This window comes from Streptomyces sp. NPDC038213, assembly GCF_055600495.1.
Genome location: NZ_JBVJYM010000005.1, coordinates 430,299 through 453,178 on the forward strand (window position 1 = coordinate 430,299; position 22,880 = coordinate 453,178).

Below are 22,880 nucleotides of genomic sequence, written 5' to 3' on the forward strand. Positions count from 1 at the left end.
ATCAGGAGTCGTAATGCGTACCGCCCTCAGCGCCACCGTCACCGCCGCCGCCCTCCTCGGCGCCGTCGCGGCCCCGACCGCGGCCTTCGCGGCCCCGGCGCCGGCCGAGGTGCAGGCACAGGCGCCCTCGTCCGTCGTGGTCGCCGAGACCTGCGTGAAGAGCAAGGTCGTCCCGTCCGTCTTCGGCGGCCTGACCGTCAAGCTGACCAGCAGCGCCCACACCGGCGCCACGGCGCAGATGCGCAACGAGCAGGGCAAGGTCATCTACACGGTCGACCAGACCAAGCCGGTGAACAACGCCGTCGGCATGAAGATCACCGGTGTCCTCTCCGACGCCCCGGTCTTCCACCACCGCACCCAGGGCGGCAACACCCCGTGGGCCCCGGTCGCCTTCCCGAAGCTCCCCGAGGACTGCAACTCCGCCGGCCGCCTGGTCTCCGTGAAGAAGTTCGGCTCGAAGGCCGGCACGCTGACCGTGAAGACCTTCAAGGCCGGTCCGCAGGACTTCAAGGCCCGCGTCTTCCTCGGCAAGAAGCTCGTCGGCTACGTCAACCCGCAGGGCGACTCCTGGCAGGACGTCCGCAAGGTCTCCGACCGCTACCTCGCGCTGAACATCGACGGCGGCCTGCTGACCTGGACGGGGACCACCACCCCGACCGCCAAGCTCGGCGTCTACAAGACCTGGAACGGCGAGAAGATCCGCCTGGTCAAGAAGAACGGCCTCTACGGGATGCGCCTCACCTCGCACGGCTCCTGGGACGGCGCCGTGACCTTCTACGCCAAGGGCAAGCCGGTCATCGTCCAGGACAACAACACCGTGGTCGTCCTCAACGCCAACGGCACCCTCGCCAACTACGTCTACGGCGCCCCGAAGCAGCAGGCCCCGGTCTACACCGGCCGCTGACCTGTACGAACGCACGACTCGGAGGGGCCTCCTTCGGCAGACACGCTGCCGAGGGAGGCCCCTTCGGCCCTTACAAGGTGCCGATGTCCTGTCCACTCCCCGGACTCCTAGCCTTGAGGGCATGACCCCTCACGCCGATCCCGCAGCAGGGGCGGCCGTCAAGGCCGCCGACCGCGCGCACGTGTTCCACTCCTGGTCCGCCCAGGACCTGATCGACCCGCTCGCCGTGGCCGGCGCGGAGGGCTCGTACTTCTGGGACTACGACGGGAACCGCTTCCTCGACTTCTCCTCCCAGCTGGTCAACACCAACATCGGGCACCAGCACCCCAAGGTCGTGGCCGCGATCCAGGAGCAGGCCGCCAGGCTCTGCACCCTCGCGCCGGGCTTCGCCGTCGAGTCGCGCTCCGAGGCCGCACGCCTGATCGCCGAGCGCACCCCCGGCGACCTCGACAAGATCTTCTTCACCAACGGCGGCGCCGAGGCCGTGGAGAACGCGGTCCGCATGGCCCGCCTGCACACCGGCCGCCAGAAGGTGCTGAGCACCTACCGCTCGTACCACGGCGCCACCGCCGCCGCGATCAACCTGACCGGCGACCCGCGCCGCTGGCCCTCCGACACCGCCTCCGCGGGCGTGGTGCACTTCTGGGGCCCGTTCCTCTACCGCTCGCCCTTCCACAGCGAGACCGAGGAGCAGGAGTGCGAGCGCGCCCTCCAGCACCTGGCCGACACCCTCGCCTTCGAGGGCCCGGCGTCCGTCGCCGCGGTCATCCTGGAGACCGTGCCCGGCACCGCGGGGATCATGACCCCGCCGCCCGGCTACCTCAAGGGCGTGCGCGAGCTCTGCGACCGGTACGGGATCGTCTTCATCCTGGACGAGGTCATGGCGGGCTTCGGCCGTACGGGCAAGTGGTTCGCCGCCGAGCACTGGGACGTCACCCCCGACCTCCTCACCTTCGCCAAGGGCGTCAACAGCGGGTACGTCCCGCTGGGCGGGGTCGCGATCTCCGGCGCCATCGCCGACACCTTCGCCACCCGCCCCTACCCGGGCGGCCTGACCTACTCCGGGCACCCGCTGGCCTGCGGCGCGGCCGTCGCCACGATCAACACGATGGCGGAGGAGGGGATCGTGGAGCACGCGGCCCACCTCGGCGAGAACGTGATCGGCCCGGCCCTGCGCGAGATCGCCGAGCGCCACCCGAGCGTGGGCGAGGTCCGCGGCCTCGGCACCTTCTGGGCGCTGGAGCTCGTCAAGGACAAGGCCACCCGCGAGCCGCTGGTCCCGTACAACGCGGGCGGCGCGGACAACGCCCCCATGGCCGAGTTCGCGGCGGCCTGCAAGAAGTCCGGCCTGTGGCCCTTCGTGAACATGAACCGCACCCACGTGGTCCCGGCCTGCAACATCACCGAGGCGGAGGCCAAGGAGGGCCTGGCCCTGCTGGACGAGGCCCTGACGGTCGCGGACCGCCACACCACGGCGTAGTCCCGGGCCCCTCCCCGCGGCGGGCGGACTCCGTCCCGCCCGCCGCGGTTGCCCGTCCGCGGGGTGATCGCGCGCACTGACGGGGTCCGCCCGCTGGCCTAAGGTGTCCGGAGCCCTACAGAGGAGACGGACCCCATGGCCGGCAGCGGCGCTGTCACCCGCAACACACTTCGCCAGCAGATCGCGGACGCGCTGCGGGACGAGGTGCTCGCGGGACGCCTCCCGCCGGGCACCGAGTTCACCGTCAAGCAGATCGCCGAGCAGTACGAGGTCTCCGCGACCCCCGTGCGCGAGGCGCTGGTCGACCTGTCGGCCCAGGGGCTCCTGGAGTCCGTACAGCACCGCGGCTTCCGCGTGCGCGTCTTCACCGTCGCGGACTTCCGCGGGATGGTCGAGGCGCGGACCCTGGTCGTGGACGGGATCTTCCGGCGGCTCGCGGAGCGCGGCTCCGGGCCGGGCGCCGGCGAGGCCCTGGTGTCGGTGCGGCGCCGCGCCGACGAGGCCCGGCGGGCCGCGCAGAGCGGGGCCCTGGAAGTGCTCGTCGGCTACGACCTGCGGTTCTGGCGGGAGCTGAGCGGGCTCGTCGGCAACGAGTACATCTCCGAGTTCCTGCACCGGATCCGCGTGCAGTGCTGGGTCTTCGCCGTCCCCCACCTCCAGCGCGACCCCCGCGCCCTGCACGGGCTGTGGACGGACCACGGGGCCCTGGTCGACGCGGTGACCCGCGGGGACGCGCAGGAGGTGCGCCGGCTCGTCCAGGCGTACAACCAGAACGGACTGGACTGGGCGGACGGCCTCCCGCCCGACCCGGACGCACCGGGCGCCGGCACCCCCGCGGAGCCCGCCCCCGCCCCGGTCCTCGGGACCCGCGCGTGACCGCCCCCGCGGGCCCTCCCGCCACCCCCGCCGGCCCTCCCGCCCCCGCCCCGCAGCCCGCCTCCGCCGCCCGCTGGCTGGGCGCCGTGGACCTGAGCGTGGTCGTCCCCGCCTACGACGAGGAGGAGCGGATAGGCCCCACCCTGGAGGCCGCCCGGGCCTACCTCGACGCGCACGTCGGCACCGGCCGCGGCGCCTGGGAGCTGATCGTCGTGGACGACGGCTCCGCGGACGCCACCGCCGGGCTCGTCGCGGCCGCCGCGGCGGCCGAGCCCCGGATCCGCCTGCTGACCTCCGAGCACAACCGCGGCAAGGGCCACGCCCTGCGCGCCGGGGTGCTCGCCTCCACGGGCCGCCGGGTCCTCCTCATGGACGCCGACCTGGCCACCCCCATGGAGGAGCTCGAAAACCTGGAGAAGTCCTTCACGGACTCCGCCGACGGGGAGGGCATCCAGGCCGCCGTGGGCTCCCGCGCCCACCCCGACGCCCGGATCGAGCGCCACCAGAACCGCGTCCGCGAGTTCACCGGCCGCCTCGGCAACCGCCTCATCCGCGCCGTCGCCGTCCCCGGCATCCGCGACACCCAGTGCGGTTTCAAGCTCTTCGAGGGCGACCGGGCGCGCGCCGCCTTCGCCGCCTCCCGGCTCGACGGCTGGGGCATCGACGTGGAGGTCCTGCGCTACTTCCGCCGCCAGGGCTGGCCGGTCGCGGAGGTCCCGGTGCGCTGGTCGCACCAGGAGGGCTCGAAGGTCCGCCCCACCGACTACCTGCGCGTCCTCGGCGAACTGGCCCGGCTCAACGCCGCCGGCCTCGCCGTCGCCGGCCTCTACCTCCTCGGCGCCCTGCTGCTCTACAAGAACCTGTGGGCCGACCTGGGCCGCGGCTACCTCGCGGACTCCGGGCAGGACCAGAACCAGTGGGAGTGGTTCTTCGCCGTCACCGCCGACAACGTCGTCCACCTGCGCAACCCCCTCTTCACCACCTTCCAGGGCATGCCCGACGGCGTGAACCTGATGGGCAATACGGTCATGCTCGGCCTGTCCGTGCCCCTCACCCCGCTGACCCTGGCCTTCGGACCCACCCTGACCTGGGCGGTCGTCCTCACCTTCGGGCTCGCGGCCACCGCCCTGGCCTGGTACTGGGTGATCCGCCGCTGGCTGGTCCCGGAGCACCGCTGGGCCGCCGCGGCCGGCGGTGCGCTCGCCGCCTTCGCGCCGCCGATGATCTCCCACGCCAACGCGCACCCGAACTTCTGCGTGCTCTTCGTGATCCCCCTGATCGTCGACCGCGCCCTGCGCCTGTGCGCCCCCGGCCACCCGCGCCGGGTCCGGCGGGACGGGGTGGTCCTCGGCCTGCTCTCCGCCTACCAGGTCTTCCTGGGCGAGGAGGCCTTCCTCCTGGCCGCCCTCGGGATGCTCGCCTTCGCGGTCTCGTACGGGCTGATGCGCCCGGACGTCACCCGCGAGGTCTGGCGCCCGCTGCTGGGCGGCCTCGGCGTGGCGGCGGCCGTCAGCATCCCGATCGTCGCCTTCCCCCTCTGGTGGCAGTTCTTCGGCCCGCAGAGCTACACCTCGGTCCTCCACGGGGACGCGGCGGGCAACAGCCCCCTCGCCTTCGTCGAGTACGCCCAGCGCTCCCTGTTCGGAGACGAGGCCACCGCCGACGCGCTGGCCCTCAACCGCACCGAGCAGAACGCCTTCTACGGCTGGCCCCTGCTGGCCCTGTGCGGGGCCGCCGCGTACCTGCTGTGGCGCAGCACCGCCGTACGGGCCCTCACCGTCACCACCCTGCTCATGGCCTGGCTCTCCCTCGGCCAGCGCATCGGCGTCCCGGGCACGGACCTGGTCCTGCCCGGCCCGTGGAAGCTGCTGGCCGACAAGCCGCTCTTCGAATCGGTCATCGAGGGCCGGGTGGCGATGGTCTGCGCGCCCGCGCTGGGCATCCTCGTGGCCCTGGCCCTGGGCCGGGCGCTGTCCTCGCCCGCGCCCAAGCACCGCACGCTCGGCGCCATCGCCGTCGCGGCCGCGCTGCTCCCCATCCTCCCCACGCCCTTCCCCGTGAAGGAGCGGGCGGAGGTGCCGCGTTTCGTGGCCTCCGGGCTGTGGAAGAAGTACCTTCCGGAAGGCCGGGCCCTGGTCCCGGTCCCGGTGCCGGACCCGGCCTCGGCAGACGCCCTCCACTGGCAGATCGACCAGGACTTCGGCTTCCGGCTGCCCGGCGGCTACTTCATGGGCCCCTGGGGCCCCGAGCGCATGGGCATCTACGGGGCCACCCCCCGCCACACCTCCAACATGCTCAACGACATCCGCCACGGCAAACCGGCCCCCGCGATCGGCCCCGAGTGGCGGGCCCAGGCCCGCGCGGACCTGGACTGGTGGCGCGCCGGCACGCTGGTCCTCCCGGCGGGCGAGGAGCACGCCGCGGTCCTGCGCCAGACCGTCACCGACCTCCTGGGCCGCCCCCCGGTCAAGATCCTCGACTGCTGGGTCTGGACCTACACCCCGGCCCCCTGACCGGCTCCGCTGCCGCCGCGGCCAACCTGCCCCGGCCCCCTTCGCGCAGCGTGCCCGCCCCACTACCCTGGCCCGACCGAGCGATGCCGCGCGAGCCGCGCGGCGGCGTGTGATGCGATGCGATGGGAGCCCGTATGGCCTGTGACCTGTGGCTGGTCCCCCTTGTCGACGTGCTGTGCCACAGCCCCGACAACCCCTTCGCGGAGGAGATCTCCGCCTACGACCGGGCGCTCGGCGAGGCCGGGCTGCCCTCCGTGCCGGTCTTCGCGTACATGCCGGGCCTGTCGGGCGATGTCGCCCCGGTGGCGGGCTTCGACTACGACGCCCTGCACTACCTGCGCCGTGCGTACCTGCTGCACCTGTGCGGGCTCCCCGTGACCCCGGTGGACGACCTGACCAGCGACTACGAGCAGCTGCTGGAGATGTTCGAGTCGACGGCCCAGCAGTCGCACCTGGTCTGGCACTACGACCACGCGGGCGCGTACGTCCCGGTCGACTTCGCCCACCCCCTCGCCAACGAGGAGCTCCTCTCCGGCGGCGGCCCCCTCGGCTCCTCCCAGGGCCTCCTGCGCGACCTGACCTTCGTGGCCCCGGTCATCGGCATAGACTCCGCGAACCCTCCCGCGCCCCCGGCCCCTCCCGGCCGCCCCACGGCCCTGGAGGAACCAGCCCTCCCGTCCCCCTCCCCGGACGCCAGCCCCTTCGCCCGCGAACGCCACGTCTGGCTGGGCCTCCACGCCGCCGCCACCCGAAGCCTGGCCCAAGGCTCCATGATCATCTTCAGCTGATCCCGGCCCCACCCGGACCCCGCGCCTCAATCGCCGGCGGGGCTGTTTCGTCCCGCCGGTGCGGAGCGCACGACGGCTCGGCGCGCCCCGTGCGCTCCGCGCCCGGTTTTGCGCTCAATCGCCGCGCGGGCTGGATTTCGCTCCGGTCCGCTGGAACGCAACGCTCAGCACCAAATCCAGCCCCGCCAGCAACATCCAGCCCCGCCGGCGCTTGAGGCGCGGGGTCCGGGGCGGAGCCCCGAAACCACCCGCCCACCCGCACTCGGCCCACCCACCCCCGGCCAAATCCAGCCCCGCCGGCGTTTGAGGCGCGGGGGTGTGGGGGCGGAGCCCCTGCTTTCGGGAAGGGGCGGGGTGGGGGAGAAGGCCCCGCGCAGCGGACCGGGTCCGGGCGGCGGCCCGGGATCAGCGGGGCTGCTCCGGGGGCCGCTGGCGCGGCATGTTGGGCCGGGTCCCGGGCGGCAGCGGAAAGCGGGACGGGTTCACGGAGACGTCCGCCGGCCGCCCCGCCGAGCCCGCCAGACTCTGCATGACCAACGGCGCCGGCCCCGCCCGGAACTCCACCATCCAGTCCGCCGTCTCGGACCGCACCAGCTCCGTCACGTCCTCGGAGAACCGCCGCAGCACGGACAGACACCGGTCGGCAGCCTCACTGGCCGTGCCCTCCGTCGGCCCGAGCACCTCCCGCACGTTCTCCGACGCCCAGTCGAACTGCAGCGTCTGCAACCGCCTCTGCACCGCCTGCGCCGTCGCAACATCCCGCATCCACCCGGACGTCAGCCCGAAGAACCGGTCGCACCCGAGCGCGGCCGCGGCCCCCAGCAGACACAGGTACCCGTACGGCGCAGCCCCGCCCAGCACCCCGGCGAGCTCCAGCAGCGGCAGCCCCGCCCCGGCGACCGCGCCCACCGCCGCGGCCCCCCGCAGCAGCCGCGCGCCGCGCCGCTTCCAGGCCCGGTCGGACAGGTACCAGGCCGCCGTCCGCAGCGCGTCCGCCTCGACCCACCGGTACAGCTCGTCCAGCCGCTCCGCCGGTTCGCCCCAGTCCCCGAGCGGGAACGGCCTGCCGGTCAGGTCGCCGGTCAGGTCCGCGACCAGGTCGCGGTCGCCGGTCTGGTCCTCACCGCCGTCCCCCCGGGTGGGCGGCGTCGGCGGCCCCTCGGGCTGCATTTCCGGCTGGCTCACCCGGCACTCCCTCTGCCTGCGCGTGACGTGTGGTGGTGCGCGTGTCCGCTAATGATGCGGCACACCTTCCTACCCCCGAACGGCGGGTCACGGCCCCCGAATCCCCGGATTTCCGCCCCCGGGGAGGTCACGGCCGGGTCCGCATCGGGTACGGCACCGACCCGAACCTCACTCGAAAGAGTTGGTCCTCTCGGCGTAGGGCGCGCTGCCCGGGGAGCACGTAGGCTCGGTTTCAGCGAGGCGCAAGCGAACGACGAGGAGTGTGTCCGAAGTGATTCCCGGTGGCGGCCAGCCCAATATGCAGCAGCTGCTCCAGCAGGCCCAGAAGATGCAGCAGGACCTCGCCCGCGCCCAGGAGGAGCTGGCGGCGACGGAGGTCGACGGCCAGGCCGGCGGCGGTCTCGTCACGGCGACCGTGACGGGCTCCGGCGAGCTGCGCGCCCTCGTCATCGACCCGAAGGCGGTGGACCCGGAGGACACGGAGACCCTGGCCGACCTGGTCGTCGCGGCCGTGCAGGCGGCGAACGAGAACGCCCAGGCGCTCCAGCAGGAGAAGCTGGGCCCCCTCGCCCAGGGCCTGGGCGGCGGTTCCGGGATCCCGGGTCTCCCCTTCTGACCGACCCCCGGTTACCGTACGTGCGTAGTCAGACGCAGAACGTAGAGAGCAGAGAGAAGGCAGTCCGTTGTACGAAGGCGTGGTCCAGGACCTGATCGACGAACTGGGCAGGCTGCCCGGCGTCGGGCCCAAGAGCGCGCAGCGGATCGCCTTCCACGTGCTCCAGGCCGAGCCGGCCGACGTCCGCCGCCTGGCGCACGCGCTGCTGGAGGTCAAGGACAAGGTCCGCTTCTGCGCGGTGTGCGGAAACGTCGCGCAGGAGGAGCTGTGCGGCATCTGCCGCGACCCGCGCCGCGACCCGACCGTCATCTGCGTGGTCGAGGAGCCGAAGGACGTGGTCGCGATCGAGCGGACCCGTGAGTTCCGCGGGAAGTACCACGTGCTCGGCGGGGCCATCAGCCCCATCGAGGGCGTCGGCCCCGACGACCTGCGGATCCGCGAGCTCCTGGCCCGCCTCGCCGACGGCGCGGTGACCGAGCTGATCCTCGCGACGGACCCCAACCTGGAGGGCGAGGCCACCGCCACCTACCTCGCCCGGATGATCAAGCCCATGGGCCTCAAGGTCACCCGCCTGGCCAGCGGACTCCCCGTCGGGGGAGATCTGGAGTACGCGGACGAGGTCACGCTCGGGCGGGCCTTTGAAGGAAGGCGGCTTCTCGATGTCTGACGCAACCCTGCACGCGCTGGGCCGCGACCCGGACGACTTCGCGGCCTCGGTCGCGGACCAGATCGAGTCCTTCATCGTCGCGGTGACCGAGGTCGCCAAGGGCGAGGACCCGGACAGCGCGGTGCCCTTCCTCCTCCTGGAGGTCTCCCAGCTGCTGCTGGCGGGCGGGCGGCTGGGAGCGTACGAGGACGTCCTCCCGGAGGAGCGGTACGAGCCGGACCTCGGCCCCGAGCCGGACGTGGACGAGCTCCGCGAGCGGTTCGCGCTGATGCTGGACCCGGTGGACGTCTACTCGGAGGTCTTCGACCCGTACGAGCCGCGCAAGGCCCCGGTCGCGCACCGGCTGTCCGACGACATCGCCGACATCGTGGCCGACCTGCGGCACGGCTTCATCCACTTCCAGGCCGGCCGGATCACCGAGGCCCTGTGGTGGTGGCAGTTCTCCTACTTCACCAACTGGGGCCCGACCGCCTCCGCCGCCCTGCGCGCCCTCCAGTCCCTGGTGGCGCACGTCCGGCTGGACCAGCCGCTCGCCGAGCTGGACGGTCTGGACACGGACGAGGACCTGACCGAGGACGACCTCGCGGAGCAGGCGGGCCGGGTCATGGCCGCGGAGATCGCGGCCCCGCTGGGCCTGCGCCGGAAGGCCCGCCAGTAGTCCGGCCCCGGTCGTCGTAGGCCGCGAGCAGCTCCCGGGCCGCGGCCTGCGCCGCCGGTTCCGCGACGAGTACGTCGTACAGCGCCTCGGTGTCCACGAACCGGGCCGTCCGCGTCGGCCGCGACCGCCACGCGAGCGGCCAGGTGGACCCCTCGAAGGCGGGTACGCCGATGTAGGCGACGGTCCGCGGCCGGGCGCCGAAGCGCTGGACCCCGAGGGGCCAGGCGTAGCCGCCCGCGCTGCCGGGGGCCACGAGGAAGTACATCCACCGGAACCCGGTCGCCTCGCAGATGACGGGCCCGGCCTCGCCGCCCGTGACGGCCTCCAGGTGCTCGGCCACGGCCTCCCCGCGCACGCCCTGGATCCGGACGGCGTCGAAGTGCACGCCGGTGGGGTGGAGTTGGTGACCGTGGAGGGGGACCCAAGTGGGCCGCAGTGCGCTGTTCATGAGGCCAGGGTTTCGGCGCCGGTCTACCGTGGGGAGTGACCGGACGGATACGGGGCGTGGTGTAGCAGTTGGAGGTGGCTCCTGTGTCGGATCTGAAGCCCTCTGTCCCTCCCCCTTCTTGGCGCTATGCGGGCGACCAGCTGAAGCGATGGCGATTGAGGGCGGGCGGCACGCGCGAGGATCTGGCTTTGGCCGCGGGCTATGCAGTCGCCACGATCAAGGCGATGGAGCAGGGCGTTCGGATGCCGACGCCTCAACTGCTTGATGCGGCAGATGTGCTGTTTGGGGCGGGTGGCCTGCTGAGTGCGGCCAAGGAGTTTCTGGGTCGGGAGAAGGCGCCAGAGCACAACCAGAGTTTCTTCGAGGTGGAGCGTCACGCGCGGAGTCTCTGGTGGTACGAGGTCTCGTTGATCCCTGGCCTGTTGCAGACCGAGGCCTACATGCGTGCGCTGTTCCAGAGTCACTGGCCACCGGTGGACGACGCCACGGTTGAGGAGCGAACCGTCAAGCGGCTGGAGCGGCAGCTGATCCTGGAGAAGCAGCCGCCTGTGGCTATGAGCTTCGTCGTGCATGAGGCCGCCTTGAGAACCCTGCCGGGGGGTCGTGAAGCGCAGTTGAGCCAGCTGCAACGCCTCTTGGAAGTAGGTGTACTGCGGCACATGACTCTCCAGGTGCTCCCGTTCGAGTCCGCAGCTGCGGTGGGAACGAGCGGCATGATGATTGTTCTGGAGGACGAAGTGGGAGTGCGGCACGCGTACTCCGTTGGCCAGTCGGTCCGTCAACTCACCACGGAAACAGAAGTGGTGCGCACGCACATCGAGCGGCTGGGTCTGGTTCGCACGGCGGCCCTCGACGCGCGGGAGTCTTGCCGGTTCCTCAAGCGGATGGTGGATGAACTGTGAAGTGGTTTAAGTCCAGTTACAGCGACCCGGAGGGTGACAACTGCGTCGAAGTTGCCCTGGAGTGGAAGAAGTCCGCGTACAGCGGGGGCGAAGGCACCAACTGTGTGGAGGTGGCCGCGTGCGCCTCGGCCGTCCACGTTCGGGACTCCAAGGTGACCGAGGGGCCCGAACTCACGTTCCCCGCGTACGCCTGGGACGGGTTCCTGGCCCGGATCTGAGCTCCGAGGTCCGAGGACTGAGCTCCGAGCCCTCCCTTGTGTAGTGGGGTGGGGGATTGGGAAACCAACCCCCACCCCACTCGTATGACTAATCGTGAGCGAGTTGCGACGGAGAGTTGCGGCGCCCTAGCGTTCGCCGCAACAAAACAACAACCCCGGACGGTGCATCGAATCACCGGCCGGGGTTTGACCTCCAAGATCCAGAACGGCGGGATCTCGTGGCTCGTACAGAGTCTAACCTTCGGCCTTCCGCGGGCGCAGGACATCCGATGGCCGGTCCCGGCTTCGGGAAGCGCGACGCCCCCGACCAACTACCCCGCACCGCGCACCAGTTCGCGCACCTCGCCGCAGAGGCGGCCGCACTCGCGTGGGTGATCGACCGGCTGCCCGAAGGTGCGGCGATCGACCACAAGACCCTCTCCGCCGTCACCCCCGGCCTCGGCCAGGCCGGCTGCCGCACGCTCCTGCACCGGCTGATCGACGCCGGGCACGTGTGCCAGTTCAAGGAGCACCTGGTCAAGCCGACGGCGGCCCGCTGGGTGACCCGTACGTACTTCTCCCGGACCGCCCGCGACCACGACTGGTGGCTGGCCTTCTGCCGGGACATCAAGGCGAAACCGCACCGGCTGCCCCCGGCCGAAGCGGCGTACGAGGTGCTGGCGGGACTGCGCGACGCGGAGCCTGAACTCGCCCTGTCCGCCGCCGAATGCGAACGGCTCGCCCCGCTCGCGCAGACCTGGCTGGAGCGGGACCCGGACGCGCCGCGGCTGGTCCGGGCCCTGACCGCCGGGCTGCCGCGGCCCGTGCACAACCCGGCCGCGCTGGTCCGCACCCGACTGGAGAAGAAGATGCCCCCCGAGCCCCAGGCCCCCGCCCCCGCCGAGCCCGACGCCGGGGCCGGAGCCCCGTCCGACGACGAAGACAGCTGGGTTGTCGGCCGCCGCCTCATGGCCTGCATGTTCTGCGACGCCGACGAGCTGACCGCGACCATCGTGAACGGCACCTGCGCCCGCTGTCTGCTGGACGTCGACTGCGAACACTGCACCACCCTGCACGCCGCCGCCTCGGCTGCCCGCACCCCCGACACCTTCCGCCCCGCGGGCCCCACCCCCAGCGAGGTCCGCTCCCTGGCCGACATCGTCCGCGAGGCGGCCGGCCTCCTGCCGAAACAGCGCGCGTGAGCGTGCGGGAGGTGCCCGTGCGGGCACCATGGAGGGGAGGAGGCGAGGCCATGAACCCCACCGGTGCTCCGGCGCAGATGTCCGTCGAGGAGTTCGAGGAGCTGGCGCGCAAGGCGCCCGAGCTCGTACGGCTGGAGTTCATCCAGGGAAAGATGCAGGTCAAGCCGGTGCCCGATGGGAACCACCAGACGATCGTCATGTGGCTGCTGAAGCAGTGCATGCAGCAGCGGCCGGAGCTGGAGCTGTATCCGGAGCAGGGCATCAGGGTGGAGAAGTACCGGAGGGGCAGGGCCCGGGCCGATGCGGTCCTGGTGCCGGAGGAGCACCTCTCGGGGCAGGGCGAGTGGATCGAGCCCGCCGGAGTGCTGATGGCCGTCGAGGTCACCTCCCACGACGGGGACACGAACCAGCGGGACCGGGTCGAGAAGCCCCTCGGCTATGCGGGCGCGGGAATCCCCGTCTACCTGCTGGTCGACCGGGACCGCGGCGTGGTGGTGGTCCACAGCGAGCCGGAGGCCGGCGGCTACCAGCTGGTCGAGACCCGCCGCTTCGGTGCGGTCGTGGAACTGCCCGCGCCCGTGGGGATCACCCTGGACACCGGCAGGCTCGGCGAACTCGCGGACTAGCGCCGTACGACCTCCCGCACACCCCGCCGGTCGTACCGCCGCGGGAACCTCCCCGCCGTGGCGGTCGTCTTTTCAGACGGAAGTCATGTCTCATGATGTGGTACGCGGCGGCCGGAATCCGGGCGCTCGTTAGACTGCTGAGCTGACCGCACGTAACGGACTGAGCGAGGAGCGCACGTGGGCCTTGTCGTGCAGAAGTACGGAGGCTCCTCCGTAGCCGATGCCGAAGGCATCAAGCGCGTCGCCAAGCGGATCGTCGATGCCAAGAAGAACGGCCACCAAGTGGTCGTCGTGGTGTCCGCGATGGGCGACACGACGGACGAGCTGATCGATCTCGCCGAGCAGGTGTCTCCGATGCCTACCGGCCGGGAGTTCGACATGCTGCTGACCGCCGGAGAGCGGATCTCCATGGCCCTGCTGGCCATGGCGATCAAAAACCTGGGCCACGAGGCCCAGTCGTTCACCGGCAGCCAGGCGGGCGTCATCACCGACTCGGTCCACAACAAAGCGCGCATCATCGATGTGACGCCGGGTCGGATCCGCACCGCGCTGGACGAGGGCAACATCGCCATCGTGGCCGGCTTCCAGGGGGTCTCCGCGGACTCCAAGGACATCACCACCCTGGGCCGCGGCGGGTCCGACACCACCGCCGTCGCCCTCGCGGCCGCCCTCGACGCCGAGGTGTGCGAGATCTACACCGACGTCGACGGCGTGTTCACCGCCGACCCGCGCGTGGTGAAGAAGGCCCGGAAGATCGACTGGATCTCCTCCGAGGACATGCTGGAGCTGGCCGCGTCCGGCTCCAAGGTGCTGCTCCACCGCTGTGTGGAGTACGCGCGCCGATACGACATCCCGATCCACGTCCGCTCGTCCTTCTCGGGACTGCGCGGCACCTGGGTCAGCAACGAGCAGCCGCAAGGGGACGAGCAGGTGGAGCACGCCATCATCTCCGGAGTCGCCCACGACGTCTCCGAAGCCAAGATCACCGTCGTCGGGGTCCCGGACAAGCCGGGCGAGGCCGCCGCGATCTTCCGCGCCGTGGCCGATGCCGAGATCAACATCGACATGATCGTGCAGAACGTGTCCGCGGCCGCCACGGGCCTGACGGACATCTCCTTCACCCTCCCCAAGGCCGAGGGCCACAAGGCCATCGACGCCCTGGAGAAGGCGAAGGCGGCCATCGGCTTCGAGTCGCTGCGCTACGACGACCAGATCGGCAAGATCTCCCTGGTCGGCGCGGGCATGAAGACCAACCCGGGCGTCACGGCCTCCTTCTTCCAGGCCCTGTCCGACGCGGGCGTGAACATCGAGCTGATCTCCACCTCCGAGATCCGCATCTCCGTGGTCACCCGCCAGGACGACGTCAACGCCGCCGTCGTGGCCGTCCACACCGCCTTCGGGCTGGACTCCGACAGCGACGAGGCCGTCGTCTACGGAGGCACCGGCCGATGACCCGCACCCGGTCCGCCCCGGCGCTCGCCGTGGTCGGGGCGACCGGTGCGGTCGGCTCGGTCCTGCTGCGGCTGCTGTCCGAGCGCGCGGAGGTCTGGGGCGACGTACGCCCCATCGCCTCCCCGCGCTCGGCCGGCGCAGTGCTTCCCCTGCGCGGGGCGCAGGCGCAGGTGCTCGCCCTGACGGAGGACGCCTTCGAGGGCTTCGGCCCCGGCGACCTGGCCGTCTTCCTCACCCCCGACGAGGTCTCGGCCCGGTGGGTGCCGGTGCTCACCGCGCGCGGCGCCGTGGCCGTGGACCGCTCCGGGGCCTTCCGGATGCACCCCGAGGTCCCGCTCGTGGTCCCCGAGGTGAACGGGCACGCGGCCCGCATCCGCCCGCGCGGCATCGTCGCGGGCCCCGACTCCGTCACCCTGGCCATGATCGCGGCCGTCGGCGCCCTGCACGCCGAGCACGGGCTGACGGAACTCCACGTCTCCACCTACCAGGCCGCCGGCGGCTCCGGGCGGGCCGGCGCCGAGACCCTGCGCCGCCAGCTCTCCCTGGTCGCGGGCACCGGCCTCGGCGAACAGCCCGGCGACGTCCGCCGGGCCGTCGGGGACGACCTCGGCCCCTTCGCCGCCCCCCTGGCCCTGAACGTCGTCCCCTGGTCCGGCTCCCTGCGCGAGGACGGCTGGTCCTCGCAGGAGCTGCGGATCCGCGAGGAGACCCGCAAGATCCTCGGCATGGCCGCCCTGCCCGTCTCCGTCACCTGCGTGCGGGTGCCGGTCCTCACCGGGCACTCCATGACCGTCCGCGCCCGCTTCGAGGGGGAGATGAGCGTGGAGAAGGCCCACGGCACGCTGGCCGCGGCCCCCGGGGTCGTCCTCGTCGACGACCCGGCCGCGGGGGAGTTCCCGACCCCCGCCGACGCGGTCGGCACCGACCCCGCCTGGGTGGGGCGCGTACGCCGCTCCCTGGACGATCCGCAGGCCCTGGAGTTCTTCGTGTGCGCGGACAACCTCCGCAAGGGCGCGGCCCTGAACGCCCTCCAGACCGCGGAACTGATCGTGGCGGAGCACGCGTCCGCTGAGGCCGTCTCCGAAGAGAAGGCCTAGGGGAGCCCCTCGGCCTTCCTTAGCACTCATCGCTTTGTAGGATCTGTGTGATCCCGTGATCAAGGTGATGGCCCGAATGCCGCCTGGATATATGGGGCAAACGGGGAGAGCGGGACGAATGAGGATAGTTGCGGCTGCGGAAGATCGGATGCTCCCTGCGTACAACCATCGCGGGGGGATGCGTGTCCCATTGACGTGGCACAGGTTCTCGACATCGCAGTCATGCCCGGCGGAGCGATCGCTCCGCCCCTCAGGCGACCCCGCGGCACGGGCGGCATGCCCGTGATCGCCCCCCTGGGATCCACCCGGTCCTCCCGCGCCGGCCGCGTCCCCTCTCCCCGCGAGAGCACCGAGGACACCACGGCCGCCGGCACCACCGTCGACCACCTGACCGAGACGTACCGGGCGCACTACCGCTCGCTCCTCGGTCTCGCGGCGCTGCTCCTGGACGACACGGCCTCCTGCGAGGACGTGGTCCAGGAGGCCTTCATCCGGGTCCACTCGGCGCGCAGCCGCGTCCGCGACCCCGAGAAGACCCTGGCGTACCTGCGCCAGACCGTCGTGAACCTCTCGCGCTCCGCCCTGCGGCGCCGCATCCTCAGCCTCAAGCTGCTGTCCAAGCCCATGCCGGACATGGCCAGCGCGGAAGAGGGCGCGTACGACCTGCTGGAACGGGCCGACCTCATCAAGGCCATGAAGGGGATCCAGCGCCGCCAGCGCGAGGTGCTCGTGCTGCGGTACTTCTCCGATATGACCGAGGCACAGGTCGCCGAGACCCTCGGCATATCCATCGGCTCCGTGAAGGCGTACGGTTCCCGCGGGATCGCAGCGCTGCGCAAGGCCATGGGGGCCGGCGCGGGAGCGGGGGCAGGGCGATGAGCGAACACGAAGAACGCGACCTGCGCGGTGGCCGCGCCGGGCGCGATGGCCGCGCAGTACCGGACCCGAGCGGAAGTGGCGCCGTGAACAGCACTCCCGGACCCGAGACCCCCGGATTCGACCCCGACCAGGAGCTCAGGGACCTCTTCCAGGGCACCGTGGCCGACCTCAAGCCCTCCGAGGGGGCCCTCGACCGGCTGCGCGTCGCCGTGCCCCGGCGCCGCGCCCTCAAGCGCAACGCCCTCGTCGGCGCCTGCGCCGCGGCCCTGCTCATCGGCATCTCGGTCCCGGCCTTCCTCCAGGTCGCCAAAGTCCCCGGGGACTCCACCGACCACACCGCCATGGCCGGGCACGGGGAGTACACCCAGGACGGCGGCAGCGCCATCGACGGGGTCAGCGACCCCGACCTGACCTGGCCCGGCCTCCCCGACCCCGACGTGCGCCCCTCCGCGGCCGCCGTCGTGGACCGCGGCAAGGACGGCAAGGGGGACAAGGACGGCAAGGACGGCAAGGGCGGCAAGGACCAGGGCAAGGGCGGCACCGACCCCGGCACCACCGGCGGCCCCGGAGCCGACCCGGCCCCCGCCGACGGCGCCGCGCTGCCCCCCGCCTGCCAGGCCGACCAGCTCGGCGTGGCCCTCCAGGACGCCCGCACCCCCGACGCCGACGGCAAGGTCTACGGCACCTTCCGCATCACCAACGTCTCCCAGGGCGACTGCACCGTCTCCGGCGAGGCGGCCGTCAAGGTATCCGCGGGCGGCACCGCCGACCCCGCCCGCATCACCGTGGCCCGGCACACGGCCGGCGGCCCGGCCACCGGCCTTCCCGAGCCCGCCGCGTCCACCGGCCTGGTCCTCTCCCCGAACTCCGCGTACGAGGTCCAGTTCGCCTGGGTCCCCGAGCAGGCCTGCCCCACCGCCACCCCCACCGGCCCCGCCCCCACCCAGGACGCCACCCCCGGCAGCGGCACGGGCACCGCCGAGCCCACCGCCGCCTCCGGCGAACCCGGCACCGAGGGCGACGGCCTGGACGACAACGACCCGCTGGGCGACGACGAGACCACCGACCCCGACGGGGACGCCTCCGCGGGCCGGGGCAGCATCGAGGTCGTCCACACCGCCGAGGCGGGCGCCCCCGCCGCGAAGGCCGTCATCCCCAACGCCTGCGCGGGCACCGTGTACCACACGGACGTGCTCCCGGCCGGACCCGGCGCGTAGGTTCTCCGGCCCGATGGCCCAGAGGCGGGCCCGCCTCCGGGCGGCGCGGGCCGGACCCGTACCGTGGAGGCGTGCACCGGTTTCTGCTGACCCCGCGGTGGTGGGGGATCAACGTCTTCGTCGTGCTGGCCGTCCCGGTCTGCCTGTTCATGGGGACGTGGCAGCTCGGCCGCTTCGAGGACCGCGTGGACACCCACCGCGAGGCCACCGCCGAGCGGCCCGCGGGCGGGGAGGCGGCCCGCCCGCTGGACTCCCTGCTGCCCGTGGACAAGAAGACCTCCGGCAGCCCCGCGCAGGCCTCCGGCACCTACGCCGACCAGTTCCTCGTACCCGAGCGCACCCTCGACGGGAAGACCGGGCACTACGTCCTGACCCTGCTGCGCACCGACTCCGGCAAGGCCGTCCCGGTGGTCCGCGGCTGGCTGCCCGGCCCGCCCGACCCGGCGAAGGCCCCGGCCCCGCCCACCGGCCGCGTCGAGGTCACCGGAGCCCTCCAGGCCTCCGAGAACTCCTCCACCAAGGGCGTGCACTCCTCCGGCGGACTGCCCGCCGGCCAGCTCGGCGTCATCAGCGCCGCCTCGCTGGTCAACCTGGTCCCGTACCCGCTGTACGACGCCTGGCTGACCCTCCCGCAGGCGCCCGCGGGCGGCGGCGCGGCGGGCGGGACCGCCGCCGGGCTGGTGCCGGTGCCCGCGGAGGCGCCCGCGAACACCGGCCTCGACCTGAAGGCCTTCCAGAACCTCGGCTACACCGGCGAGTGGTTCGTCTTCGCCGCCTTCGTGCTCTTCATGTGGTTCCGGCTCTACCGCCGCGAGGTGGAGGCGATCCGGGACGCGGAGCTGGGGCTGCTCCCGGACGCGGGGCCGGACGCGGCCCCCGGTTCCGGCCCGGCCCCCGGTTCCGGCCCCGCGCCCGGGGCGGAACCGGAACCGCAGAAGGCCGGTGCCTAGGAGCGCGCCGCCGGCAGGTGCCGGAGGGCGAACTCCAGCTCCATCCGCACCTGCTTGATCCGCTCCTCCACCACCAGCGAGCCGTGCCCCGCGTCGTACCGGTACACGTCGTGGACCGCCCCGCGGGCCGCCAGCCGGTCCACGTAGTTGTCGATCTGCCGGATCGGGCAGCGCGGGTCGTTGACCCCGGCCGCGATGTGCACCGGCGCGCGCACCGCGTCCACGTACGTCAGCGGGGACGAGGCCGCGAACCGCTCCGGTACCTCCTCCGGGGTCCCCCCGAACAGGGTCCGGTCCAGCGCCTTCAGCGCCTCCATCTCGTCGTGGTACGCCGTCACGTAGTCCGCGACCGGCACCGCCGCCAGACCCACCGCCCACACCCCGGGCTGCGTGCCCAGGCCCAGCAGGGTCAGGTACCCGCCCCAGGAGCCCCCGGACAGCACCAGCCGCTCCGGGTCCGCGAGGCCCGAGGACACGGCCCAGCCGCGGACCGCGTCGATGTCCTCCAGCTCGATCAGGCCGACCCGGTGCTTGAGCGCGTCCGTCCACTCCCGGCCGTAGCCGGTGGACCCGCGGTAGTTGACCCGCACCACCGCGAACCCGTGGTCCAGCCAGGCCGCGGGGGCCGCTGCGAAGGCGTCGCTGTCGTGCCAGGTCGGACCGCCGTGGACCTCGAACACCGTCGGGAACGGCCCCTCGCCCGCCGGGCGCTGCACCAGCGCGTGGATCCGCCCGCCCGGGCCCTCCACCCACGCGTCCTCCACCGGCACCGAGCCCGGGGCCTTCAGCCCCGGGGCCTCCAGCACCACCCCGCCCGCGCTGGACCGTACGGACGGGGGCTCGGCCGCCGAGGACCACAGGAACTCCACGGTCCCGTCGGGGCGGGCCGTGGCCCCCGAGACGGTGCCGCGCGGGGTGTCCACGCGGACCAGCTCCCCGCTCGCCAGCTCGTAGCGCCACAGCTCGCTGCGGGCCTCGAAGCCGTGCTCCACCAGCAGCGCCGAGCCGTCCGGATACCATTCGGCGGCCACGTCGCCGGGCAGGTCGAAGGACAGCTCGGTCTCGGTGCCTTCGGCCACGTCCCAGATCATCGGCTCCCAGCGGCCCCGCCGCTGATGGCCCACCAGCAGCCGGGTGTCGCCGGGCACGGGGGAGAAGCCCAGCACCTCCAGGCCCAGTTCCTCCGTACCGCCCTTGGTGTCGTCGAGCTCCGCGACCGTGGACCCGTCCAGCGCCAGCACCCGCACCGCGGAGTGCATCGCGTCCCCGTGCTCGGTGTGCTCCAGCGCGATCAGCGAGCCGTCCCGGGAGAGGTCGCCCACCCCCGCGGACTCGCGGTGCCGGTAGACCTCCACCGGCGCGGTCCCCGGCCGGCACACGTGCACGGTCGAGCCCTCCTCGTCGGTGGAGCGGCCCACCACGGCCGTCCCGTCCCGGGAGATCGCCAGCCCGGCCGGGTACGAGGGCTCCAGGCCCGGGGTCGCGGGCTCGTCCTCCCCGCCCCCGAAGGGCTGGCGGACCCAGGTGCCGAACTCGTCCCCGTCGGTGTCGCTGAACCACCAGATCCACTCCCCGTCGGGGGAGAGGGTGCCGTCGGTGGTGCCGTTGGGGCGGTCGGTGGCCTGCCGCCGGCCGCCGGTGGCCCGGTCCCAGGCGTAGAGCTCGTAGGTGCCCGTGGCGTTCGAGACGAACAGGCAGCGGTCGGGGGCGTCCTCGGCCCATTCCGGCAGCCCCACCCGCGGGGCCCGGAACCGCTTCTCCCAGTCGGGCAGCCCGGTCGGGGGCGCGGGCGGCGTGGCGGACGCGGGCACGGGCGTTCCGGACGTGCTGGTGTCATCGGTCATGCGCCCATTCTGTCCGCCTTCCGGATGCCGGTTGGGCCGTCCGGGGGGACAGTGGAGGACGGGTTCTCGACACCGGTCACCCGGCCGGGTGCTGTGCGGGGCCGGTTCGTCACAGACGGCCCGGCGTTGTTTCACGTGAAACACCCGGCCGGGTGCGCGTCCGTAGGCTGCGGTCATGCAGATCACGGTGCGGGGCGCCCGGCTGTACACCGGCGGCGGGCAGACGGCGAGCGGACTCCACGACGTCGAGTGCGAGAACGGGCTGATCTCCCGGGTGGCCCCCTGCGACGACCAGAAGGAGCCCCCGGCCACGGGCCGGGTCATCGAGGCCCACGGGGCCCTGCTCTCGCCCCCCTTCGTCGAGCCGCACATCCACCTCGACACCGCCCTCACCGCGGGCGAGCCCCGCTGGAACGGGTCCGGGACCCTCTGGGAGGGCATCGCCTGCTGGAGCGAGCGCAAGCAGACCCTGACCCGCGAGGACGTGATCGCCCGGGCCACCGAGGTACTGCGCTGGCAGGCCGCCCAGGGCGTCCTGCACGTGCGCACCCACTGCGACACCACCGACCCCGGTCTCGTCGCCCTGGAGGCCCTCGCCGAGGTCCGCGACCGGGTCCGCGAGGTCATCGGCCTCCAGATCGTCGCCTTTCCGCAGGAGGGGATCCGCTCCTACCCCGGCGGGGAGCGGCTGCTCGCCGAGGCCGTGGCCCGGGGCGCGGACGTGGTCGGGGCCATCCCGCACTTCGAGGACACCCGCGAGGACGGGACGGCCTCCCTGCACACCGCCTTCGCGCTGGCCGAGGCGCACGGGCTGCGGGTGGACGCGCACTGCGACGAGATCGACGACGAGCAGTCGCGGTTCGTGGAGGTGCTCGCCGCGCTGGCCCGCAGTTCGGGCCTGGGGGAGCGGGCCACCGCCTCGCACACCACGGCCATGGGCTCGTACAACGGCGCCTACAGCTACAAGCTCCAGCGGCTGCTGTCGCGCGCCGGGATCAACCTGGTCTGCAACCCCTTCGCCAACCTGGGCCTCCAGGGCCGCTTCGACGCCTATCCCAAGCGGCGCGGGCTCACCCAGGTCAAGGAGATGCTGGCCGCCGGGGTGAACGTGGCCTTCGGCCACGACGACGTGATGGACCCCTGGAACTCCCTGGGCACCGGCAACCCCCTCCAGACCGCCCTCACCGGCGTGTACGCCGCCCAGCTCACAGGCCCCGCCGAGGTCGCCACCGCCTACTCCATGGTCACCGACCGGGCCGCCCGGGTCCTGGGCCTGGGCGACGCGTACGGCATCGCCCCGGGCCGGCCCGCCGACTTCGTCCTGCTGCCCGCCGACTCCCCCTTCGACGCGGTCCGCCGCCAGGTCCGCCCCCGGTACGTGGTCGCCCGCGGCCGGGTCCTGGCCGAGCACCCGTACCAGGCCGCGGAACTGCACTGGCCGGGCGCCGCCGAGCCGGTCCGGGTGGACTTCGTCCGCGACCGCGACGCGCAGGCCGCGCACTGGCGCCTGAAGTGACCCCGCCCCCGGGAGCCCGGCACGGCCGGGCGGATGCGGGGCCGGTCCGAACGGGCCACAGCGGTGGCGGGGCCCGGGGGGCGGCCGCAGGCTGGCCCCGTGCCCCCCACCCCCGCCACGCCCCCCGAGTACCGGTACGCGGACCTGCGCCTGCGCGCCGTGTACGTCAACTGCACCCTCAAGCGCTCCCCCGAGCGCAGCAACACCGAGGGCCTGATCGAGCGCAGCCGCGCCGTCATGGAGGCGAACGGCGTCGCCACCGAGCTGGTCCGCGCCGTGGACCACGACCTGGCCACCGGCGTCTGGCCCGATATGACCGAGCACGGCTGGGACACCGACGAGTGGCCCGTCCTCTACTCGCAGATCATGGCCGCCGACATCCTCGTCCTGTGCGGCCCCATCTGGCTCGGCGACAACAGCTCCGTGATGAAGCAGGTCATCGAGCGGCTGTACGCCTGCTCGGGCATCCTCAACGAGGCCGGCCAGTACGCCTACTACGGGAGGGTCGGCGGCGCCCTGATCACCGGCAACGAGGACGGGGTCAAGCACTGCGCGATGAACGTCCTCTACAGCCTCCAGCACCTCGGGTACGTCATCCCGCCGCAGGCCGACGCCGGCTGGATCGGGGAGGCCGGACCCGGCCCCTCGTACCTCGACGAGGGCTCCGGCGGCCCCGAGAACGACTTCACCAACCGCAACACCGCCTTCATGAGCTGGAACCTCATGCACCTCGCCGCCCTGCTCAAGCGCTCCGGCGGCATCCCGGCCCACGGCAACCAGCGCTCCCTGTGGGACGCGGGCTGCCGCTTCGACTACCCGAACCCCGAGCACCGCTGAACCGCGTACGGCAGATGGCAGACTGG

Annotated in this window: 22 protein-coding genes; 19 read left to right on the plus strand and 3 right to left on the minus strand. The window is 72.8% G+C overall.

The window, feature by feature from the left end:
• The first annotated feature begins 13 nt into the window (after nt 1-13).
• The 5 genes from ACZ7JZ_RS11390 (at nt 14) to ACZ7JZ_RS11410 (ending at nt 6,561) form a co-directional block, all read left to right on the plus strand.
• Entirely contained in the window at nt 14-904 is an 891-nt protein-coding gene (locus ACZ7JZ_RS11390; protein ID WP_470936284.1) for a hypothetical protein, read from the plus strand.
• 121 nt (nt 905-1,025) lie between these two features.
• Entirely contained in the window at nt 1,026-2,384 is a 1,359-nt protein-coding gene (locus ACZ7JZ_RS11395; RefSeq protein ID WP_470936287.1) for an aminotransferase class III-fold pyridoxal phosphate-dependent enzyme, read from the plus strand.
• A gap of 135 nt (nt 2,385-2,519) precedes the next feature.
• Nucleotides 2,520-3,260, plus strand: a complete 741-nt coding sequence (locus ACZ7JZ_RS11400) for a GntR family transcriptional regulator (protein WP_470936290.1) — start codon at nt 2,520-2,522, stop codon at nt 3,258-3,260.
• On the plus strand, nt 3,257-5,773 hold the full coding sequence (locus ACZ7JZ_RS11405) for a dolichyl-phosphate beta-glucosyltransferase (RefSeq protein WP_470936293.1): 2,517 nt from the start codon (nt 3,257-3,259) through the stop codon (nt 5,771-5,773). The genes ACZ7JZ_RS11400 and ACZ7JZ_RS11405 overlap by 4 nt, the downstream gene beginning before the upstream one ends.
• Before the next feature lie 134 nt (nt 5,774-5,907).
• Nucleotides 5,908-6,561 (plus strand): hypothetical protein, encoded by a 654-nt coding sequence (locus ACZ7JZ_RS11410; RefSeq protein ID WP_470936296.1) that lies wholly within the window; start codon nt 5,908-5,910, stop codon nt 6,559-6,561.
• Between the two features lie 405 nt (nt 6,562-6,966).
• Here the strand turns inward: ACZ7JZ_RS11410 and ACZ7JZ_RS11415 are convergent, their stop codons facing one another.
• Nucleotides 6,967-7,746 carry an SLATT domain-containing protein gene (locus tag ACZ7JZ_RS11415; RefSeq protein WP_470936299.1) on the minus strand — a complete coding sequence of 260 codons (780 nt, stop codon included), beginning with the start codon at nt 7,744-7,746 and terminating at the stop codon, nt 6,967-6,969.
• 271 nt (nt 7,747-8,017) lie between these two features.
• On the opposite strand from ACZ7JZ_RS11415, the gene ACZ7JZ_RS11420 reads away from it, so the two are divergent.
• The 3 genes from ACZ7JZ_RS11420 to ACZ7JZ_RS11430 all read left to right on the plus strand — a co-directional run bounded on the left by ACZ7JZ_RS11420 (nt 8,018) and on the right by ACZ7JZ_RS11430 (nt 9,687).
• Entirely contained in the window at nt 8,018-8,362 is a 345-nt protein-coding gene (locus ACZ7JZ_RS11420) for a YbaB/EbfC family nucleoid-associated protein (protein ID WP_470936418.1), read from the plus strand.
• Nucleotides 8,363-8,429: 67 nt separating this feature from the next.
• Nucleotides 8,430-9,029, plus strand: coding sequence for a recombination mediator RecR (gene recR / locus ACZ7JZ_RS11425; RefSeq protein WP_470936302.1), 600 nt, complete (start codon nt 8,430-8,432; stop codon nt 9,027-9,029).
• Complete coding sequence (locus ACZ7JZ_RS11430) at nt 9,022-9,687, plus strand: DUF5063 domain-containing protein (protein WP_470936305.1); 666 nt, start codon at nt 9,022-9,024, stop codon at nt 9,685-9,687. The genes recR and ACZ7JZ_RS11430 overlap by 8 nt, the downstream gene beginning before the upstream one ends.
• On the opposite strand, the gene ACZ7JZ_RS11435 is transcribed toward ACZ7JZ_RS11430, so the two are convergent.
• Nucleotides 9,632-10,135 carry a hypothetical protein gene (locus ACZ7JZ_RS11435; RefSeq protein ID WP_470936308.1) on the minus strand — a complete coding sequence of 168 codons (504 nt, stop codon included), beginning with the start codon at nt 10,133-10,135 and terminating at the stop codon, nt 9,632-9,634. The genes ACZ7JZ_RS11430 and ACZ7JZ_RS11435 overlap by 56 nt on opposite strands.
• An 83-nt stretch (nt 10,136-10,218) precedes the next feature.
• On the opposite strand from ACZ7JZ_RS11435, the gene ACZ7JZ_RS11440 reads away from it, so the two are divergent.
• The 9 genes from ACZ7JZ_RS11440 to ACZ7JZ_RS11480 all read left to right on the plus strand — a co-directional run bounded on the left by ACZ7JZ_RS11440 (nt 10,219) and on the right by ACZ7JZ_RS11480 (nt 18,657).
• A complete protein-coding gene (locus ACZ7JZ_RS11440) occupies nt 10,219-11,037 on the plus strand; it encodes a helix-turn-helix domain-containing protein (protein ID WP_470936311.1) in 819 nt (272 codons plus the stop codon).
• Nucleotides 11,034-11,255, plus strand: a complete 222-nt coding sequence (locus ACZ7JZ_RS11445) for a DUF397 domain-containing protein (protein ID WP_470936314.1) — start codon at nt 11,034-11,036, stop codon at nt 11,253-11,255. The genes ACZ7JZ_RS11440 and ACZ7JZ_RS11445 overlap by 4 nt, the downstream gene beginning before the upstream one ends.
• A 269-nt stretch (nt 11,256-11,524) precedes the next feature.
• On the plus strand, nt 11,525-12,436 hold the full coding sequence (locus ACZ7JZ_RS11450) for a hypothetical protein (protein WP_470936317.1): 912 nt from the start codon (nt 11,525-11,527) through the stop codon (nt 12,434-12,436).
• Between the two features lie 50 nt (nt 12,437-12,486).
• Nucleotides 12,487-13,062, plus strand: a complete 576-nt coding sequence (locus tag ACZ7JZ_RS11455; RefSeq protein WP_470936320.1) for a Uma2 family endonuclease — start codon at nt 12,487-12,489, stop codon at nt 13,060-13,062.
• Nucleotides 13,063-13,239: 177 nt separating this feature from the next.
• Nucleotides 13,240-14,514, plus strand: a complete 1,275-nt coding sequence (locus ACZ7JZ_RS11460) for an aspartate kinase (protein ID WP_470936323.1) — start codon at nt 13,240-13,242, stop codon at nt 14,512-14,514.
• A complete protein-coding gene (locus ACZ7JZ_RS11465) occupies nt 14,511-15,611 on the plus strand; it encodes an aspartate-semialdehyde dehydrogenase (protein WP_470936326.1) in 1,101 nt (366 codons plus the stop codon). Before ACZ7JZ_RS11460 ends, ACZ7JZ_RS11465 begins: the two co-directional genes overlap by 4 nt.
• 276 nt (nt 15,612-15,887) lie before the next feature.
• Nucleotides 15,888-16,490 (plus strand): SigE family RNA polymerase sigma factor, encoded by a 603-nt coding sequence (locus ACZ7JZ_RS11470; RefSeq protein WP_470936329.1) that lies wholly within the window; start codon nt 15,888-15,890, stop codon nt 16,488-16,490.
• A gap of 83 nt (nt 16,491-16,573) precedes the next feature.
• Entirely contained in the window at nt 16,574-17,707 is a 1,134-nt protein-coding gene (locus ACZ7JZ_RS11475) for a hypothetical protein (protein ID WP_470936332.1), read from the plus strand.
• Nucleotides 17,708-17,778: 71 nt separating this feature from the next.
• Nucleotides 17,779-18,657, plus strand: coding sequence for an SURF1 family protein (locus ACZ7JZ_RS11480; protein WP_470936335.1), 879 nt, complete (start codon nt 17,779-17,781; stop codon nt 18,655-18,657).
• Here ACZ7JZ_RS11480 and ACZ7JZ_RS11485 read toward each other — a convergent pair.
• Nucleotides 18,654-20,501, minus strand: a complete 1,848-nt coding sequence (locus ACZ7JZ_RS11485; RefSeq protein ID WP_470936338.1) for a S9 family peptidase — start codon at nt 20,499-20,501, stop codon at nt 18,654-18,656. The two genes, ACZ7JZ_RS11480 and ACZ7JZ_RS11485, sit on opposite strands and share 4 nt — an antisense overlap.
• Before the next feature lie 175 nt (nt 20,502-20,676).
• Here ACZ7JZ_RS11485 and codA point away from each other — a divergent pair, with 175 nt between their 5' ends.
• Nucleotides 20,677-22,017: a cytosine deaminase gene (gene codA, locus ACZ7JZ_RS11490; RefSeq protein ID WP_470936341.1), complete on the plus strand. Its 1,341-nt coding sequence runs from the start codon at nt 20,677-20,679 to the stop codon at nt 22,015-22,017.
• A gap of 99 nt (nt 22,018-22,116) precedes the next feature.
• Nucleotides 22,117-22,854, plus strand: coding sequence for a flavodoxin family protein (locus tag ACZ7JZ_RS11495; protein WP_470936344.1), 738 nt, complete (start codon nt 22,117-22,119; stop codon nt 22,852-22,854).
• The last annotated feature ends 26 nt before the right edge of the window (nt 22,855-22,880 follow it).

What these genes read in the sequence shown, in the direction of transcription:
- ACZ7JZ_RS11435 (WP_470936308.1), bottom strand. Translation starts at nt 10,135, where the DNA reads ATGAACAGCGCACTGCGGCCCACTTGGGTCCCCCTCCACGGTCACCAA.
- codA (WP_470936341.1), top strand. Translation starts at nt 20,677, where the DNA reads ATGCAGATCACGGTGCGGGGCGCCCGGCTGTACACCGGCGGCGGGCAG.
- ACZ7JZ_RS11400 (WP_470936290.1), top strand. Translation starts at nt 2,520, where the DNA reads ATGGCCGGCAGCGGCGCTGTCACCCGCAACACACTTCGCCAGCAGATC.
- ACZ7JZ_RS11465 (WP_470936326.1), top strand. Translation starts at nt 14,511, where the DNA reads ATGACCCGCACCCGGTCCGCCCCGGCGCTCGCCGTGGTCGGGGCGACC.
- ACZ7JZ_RS11485 (WP_470936338.1), bottom strand. Translation starts at nt 20,501, where the DNA reads ATGACCGATGACACCAGCACGTCCGGAACGCCCGTGCCCGCGTCCGCC.
- ACZ7JZ_RS11430 (WP_470936305.1), top strand. Translation starts at nt 9,022, where the DNA reads ATGTCTGACGCAACCCTGCACGCGCTGGGCCGCGACCCGGACGACTTC.
- ACZ7JZ_RS11390 (WP_470936284.1), top strand. Translation starts at nt 14, where the DNA reads ATGCGTACCGCCCTCAGCGCCACCGTCACCGCCGCCGCCCTCCTCGGC.
- ACZ7JZ_RS11470 (WP_470936329.1), top strand. Translation starts at nt 15,888, where the DNA reads ATGCCCGTGATCGCCCCCCTGGGATCCACCCGGTCCTCCCGCGCCGGC.
- ACZ7JZ_RS11455 (WP_470936320.1), top strand. Translation starts at nt 12,487, where the DNA reads ATGAACCCCACCGGTGCTCCGGCGCAGATGTCCGTCGAGGAGTTCGAG.
- ACZ7JZ_RS11450 (WP_470936317.1), top strand. Translation starts at nt 11,525, where the DNA reads ATGGCCGGTCCCGGCTTCGGGAAGCGCGACGCCCCCGACCAACTACCC.
- ACZ7JZ_RS11395 (WP_470936287.1), top strand. Translation starts at nt 1,026, where the DNA reads ATGACCCCTCACGCCGATCCCGCAGCAGGGGCGGCCGTCAAGGCCGCC.
- ACZ7JZ_RS11410 (WP_470936296.1), top strand. Translation starts at nt 5,908, where the DNA reads ATGGCCTGTGACCTGTGGCTGGTCCCCCTTGTCGACGTGCTGTGCCAC.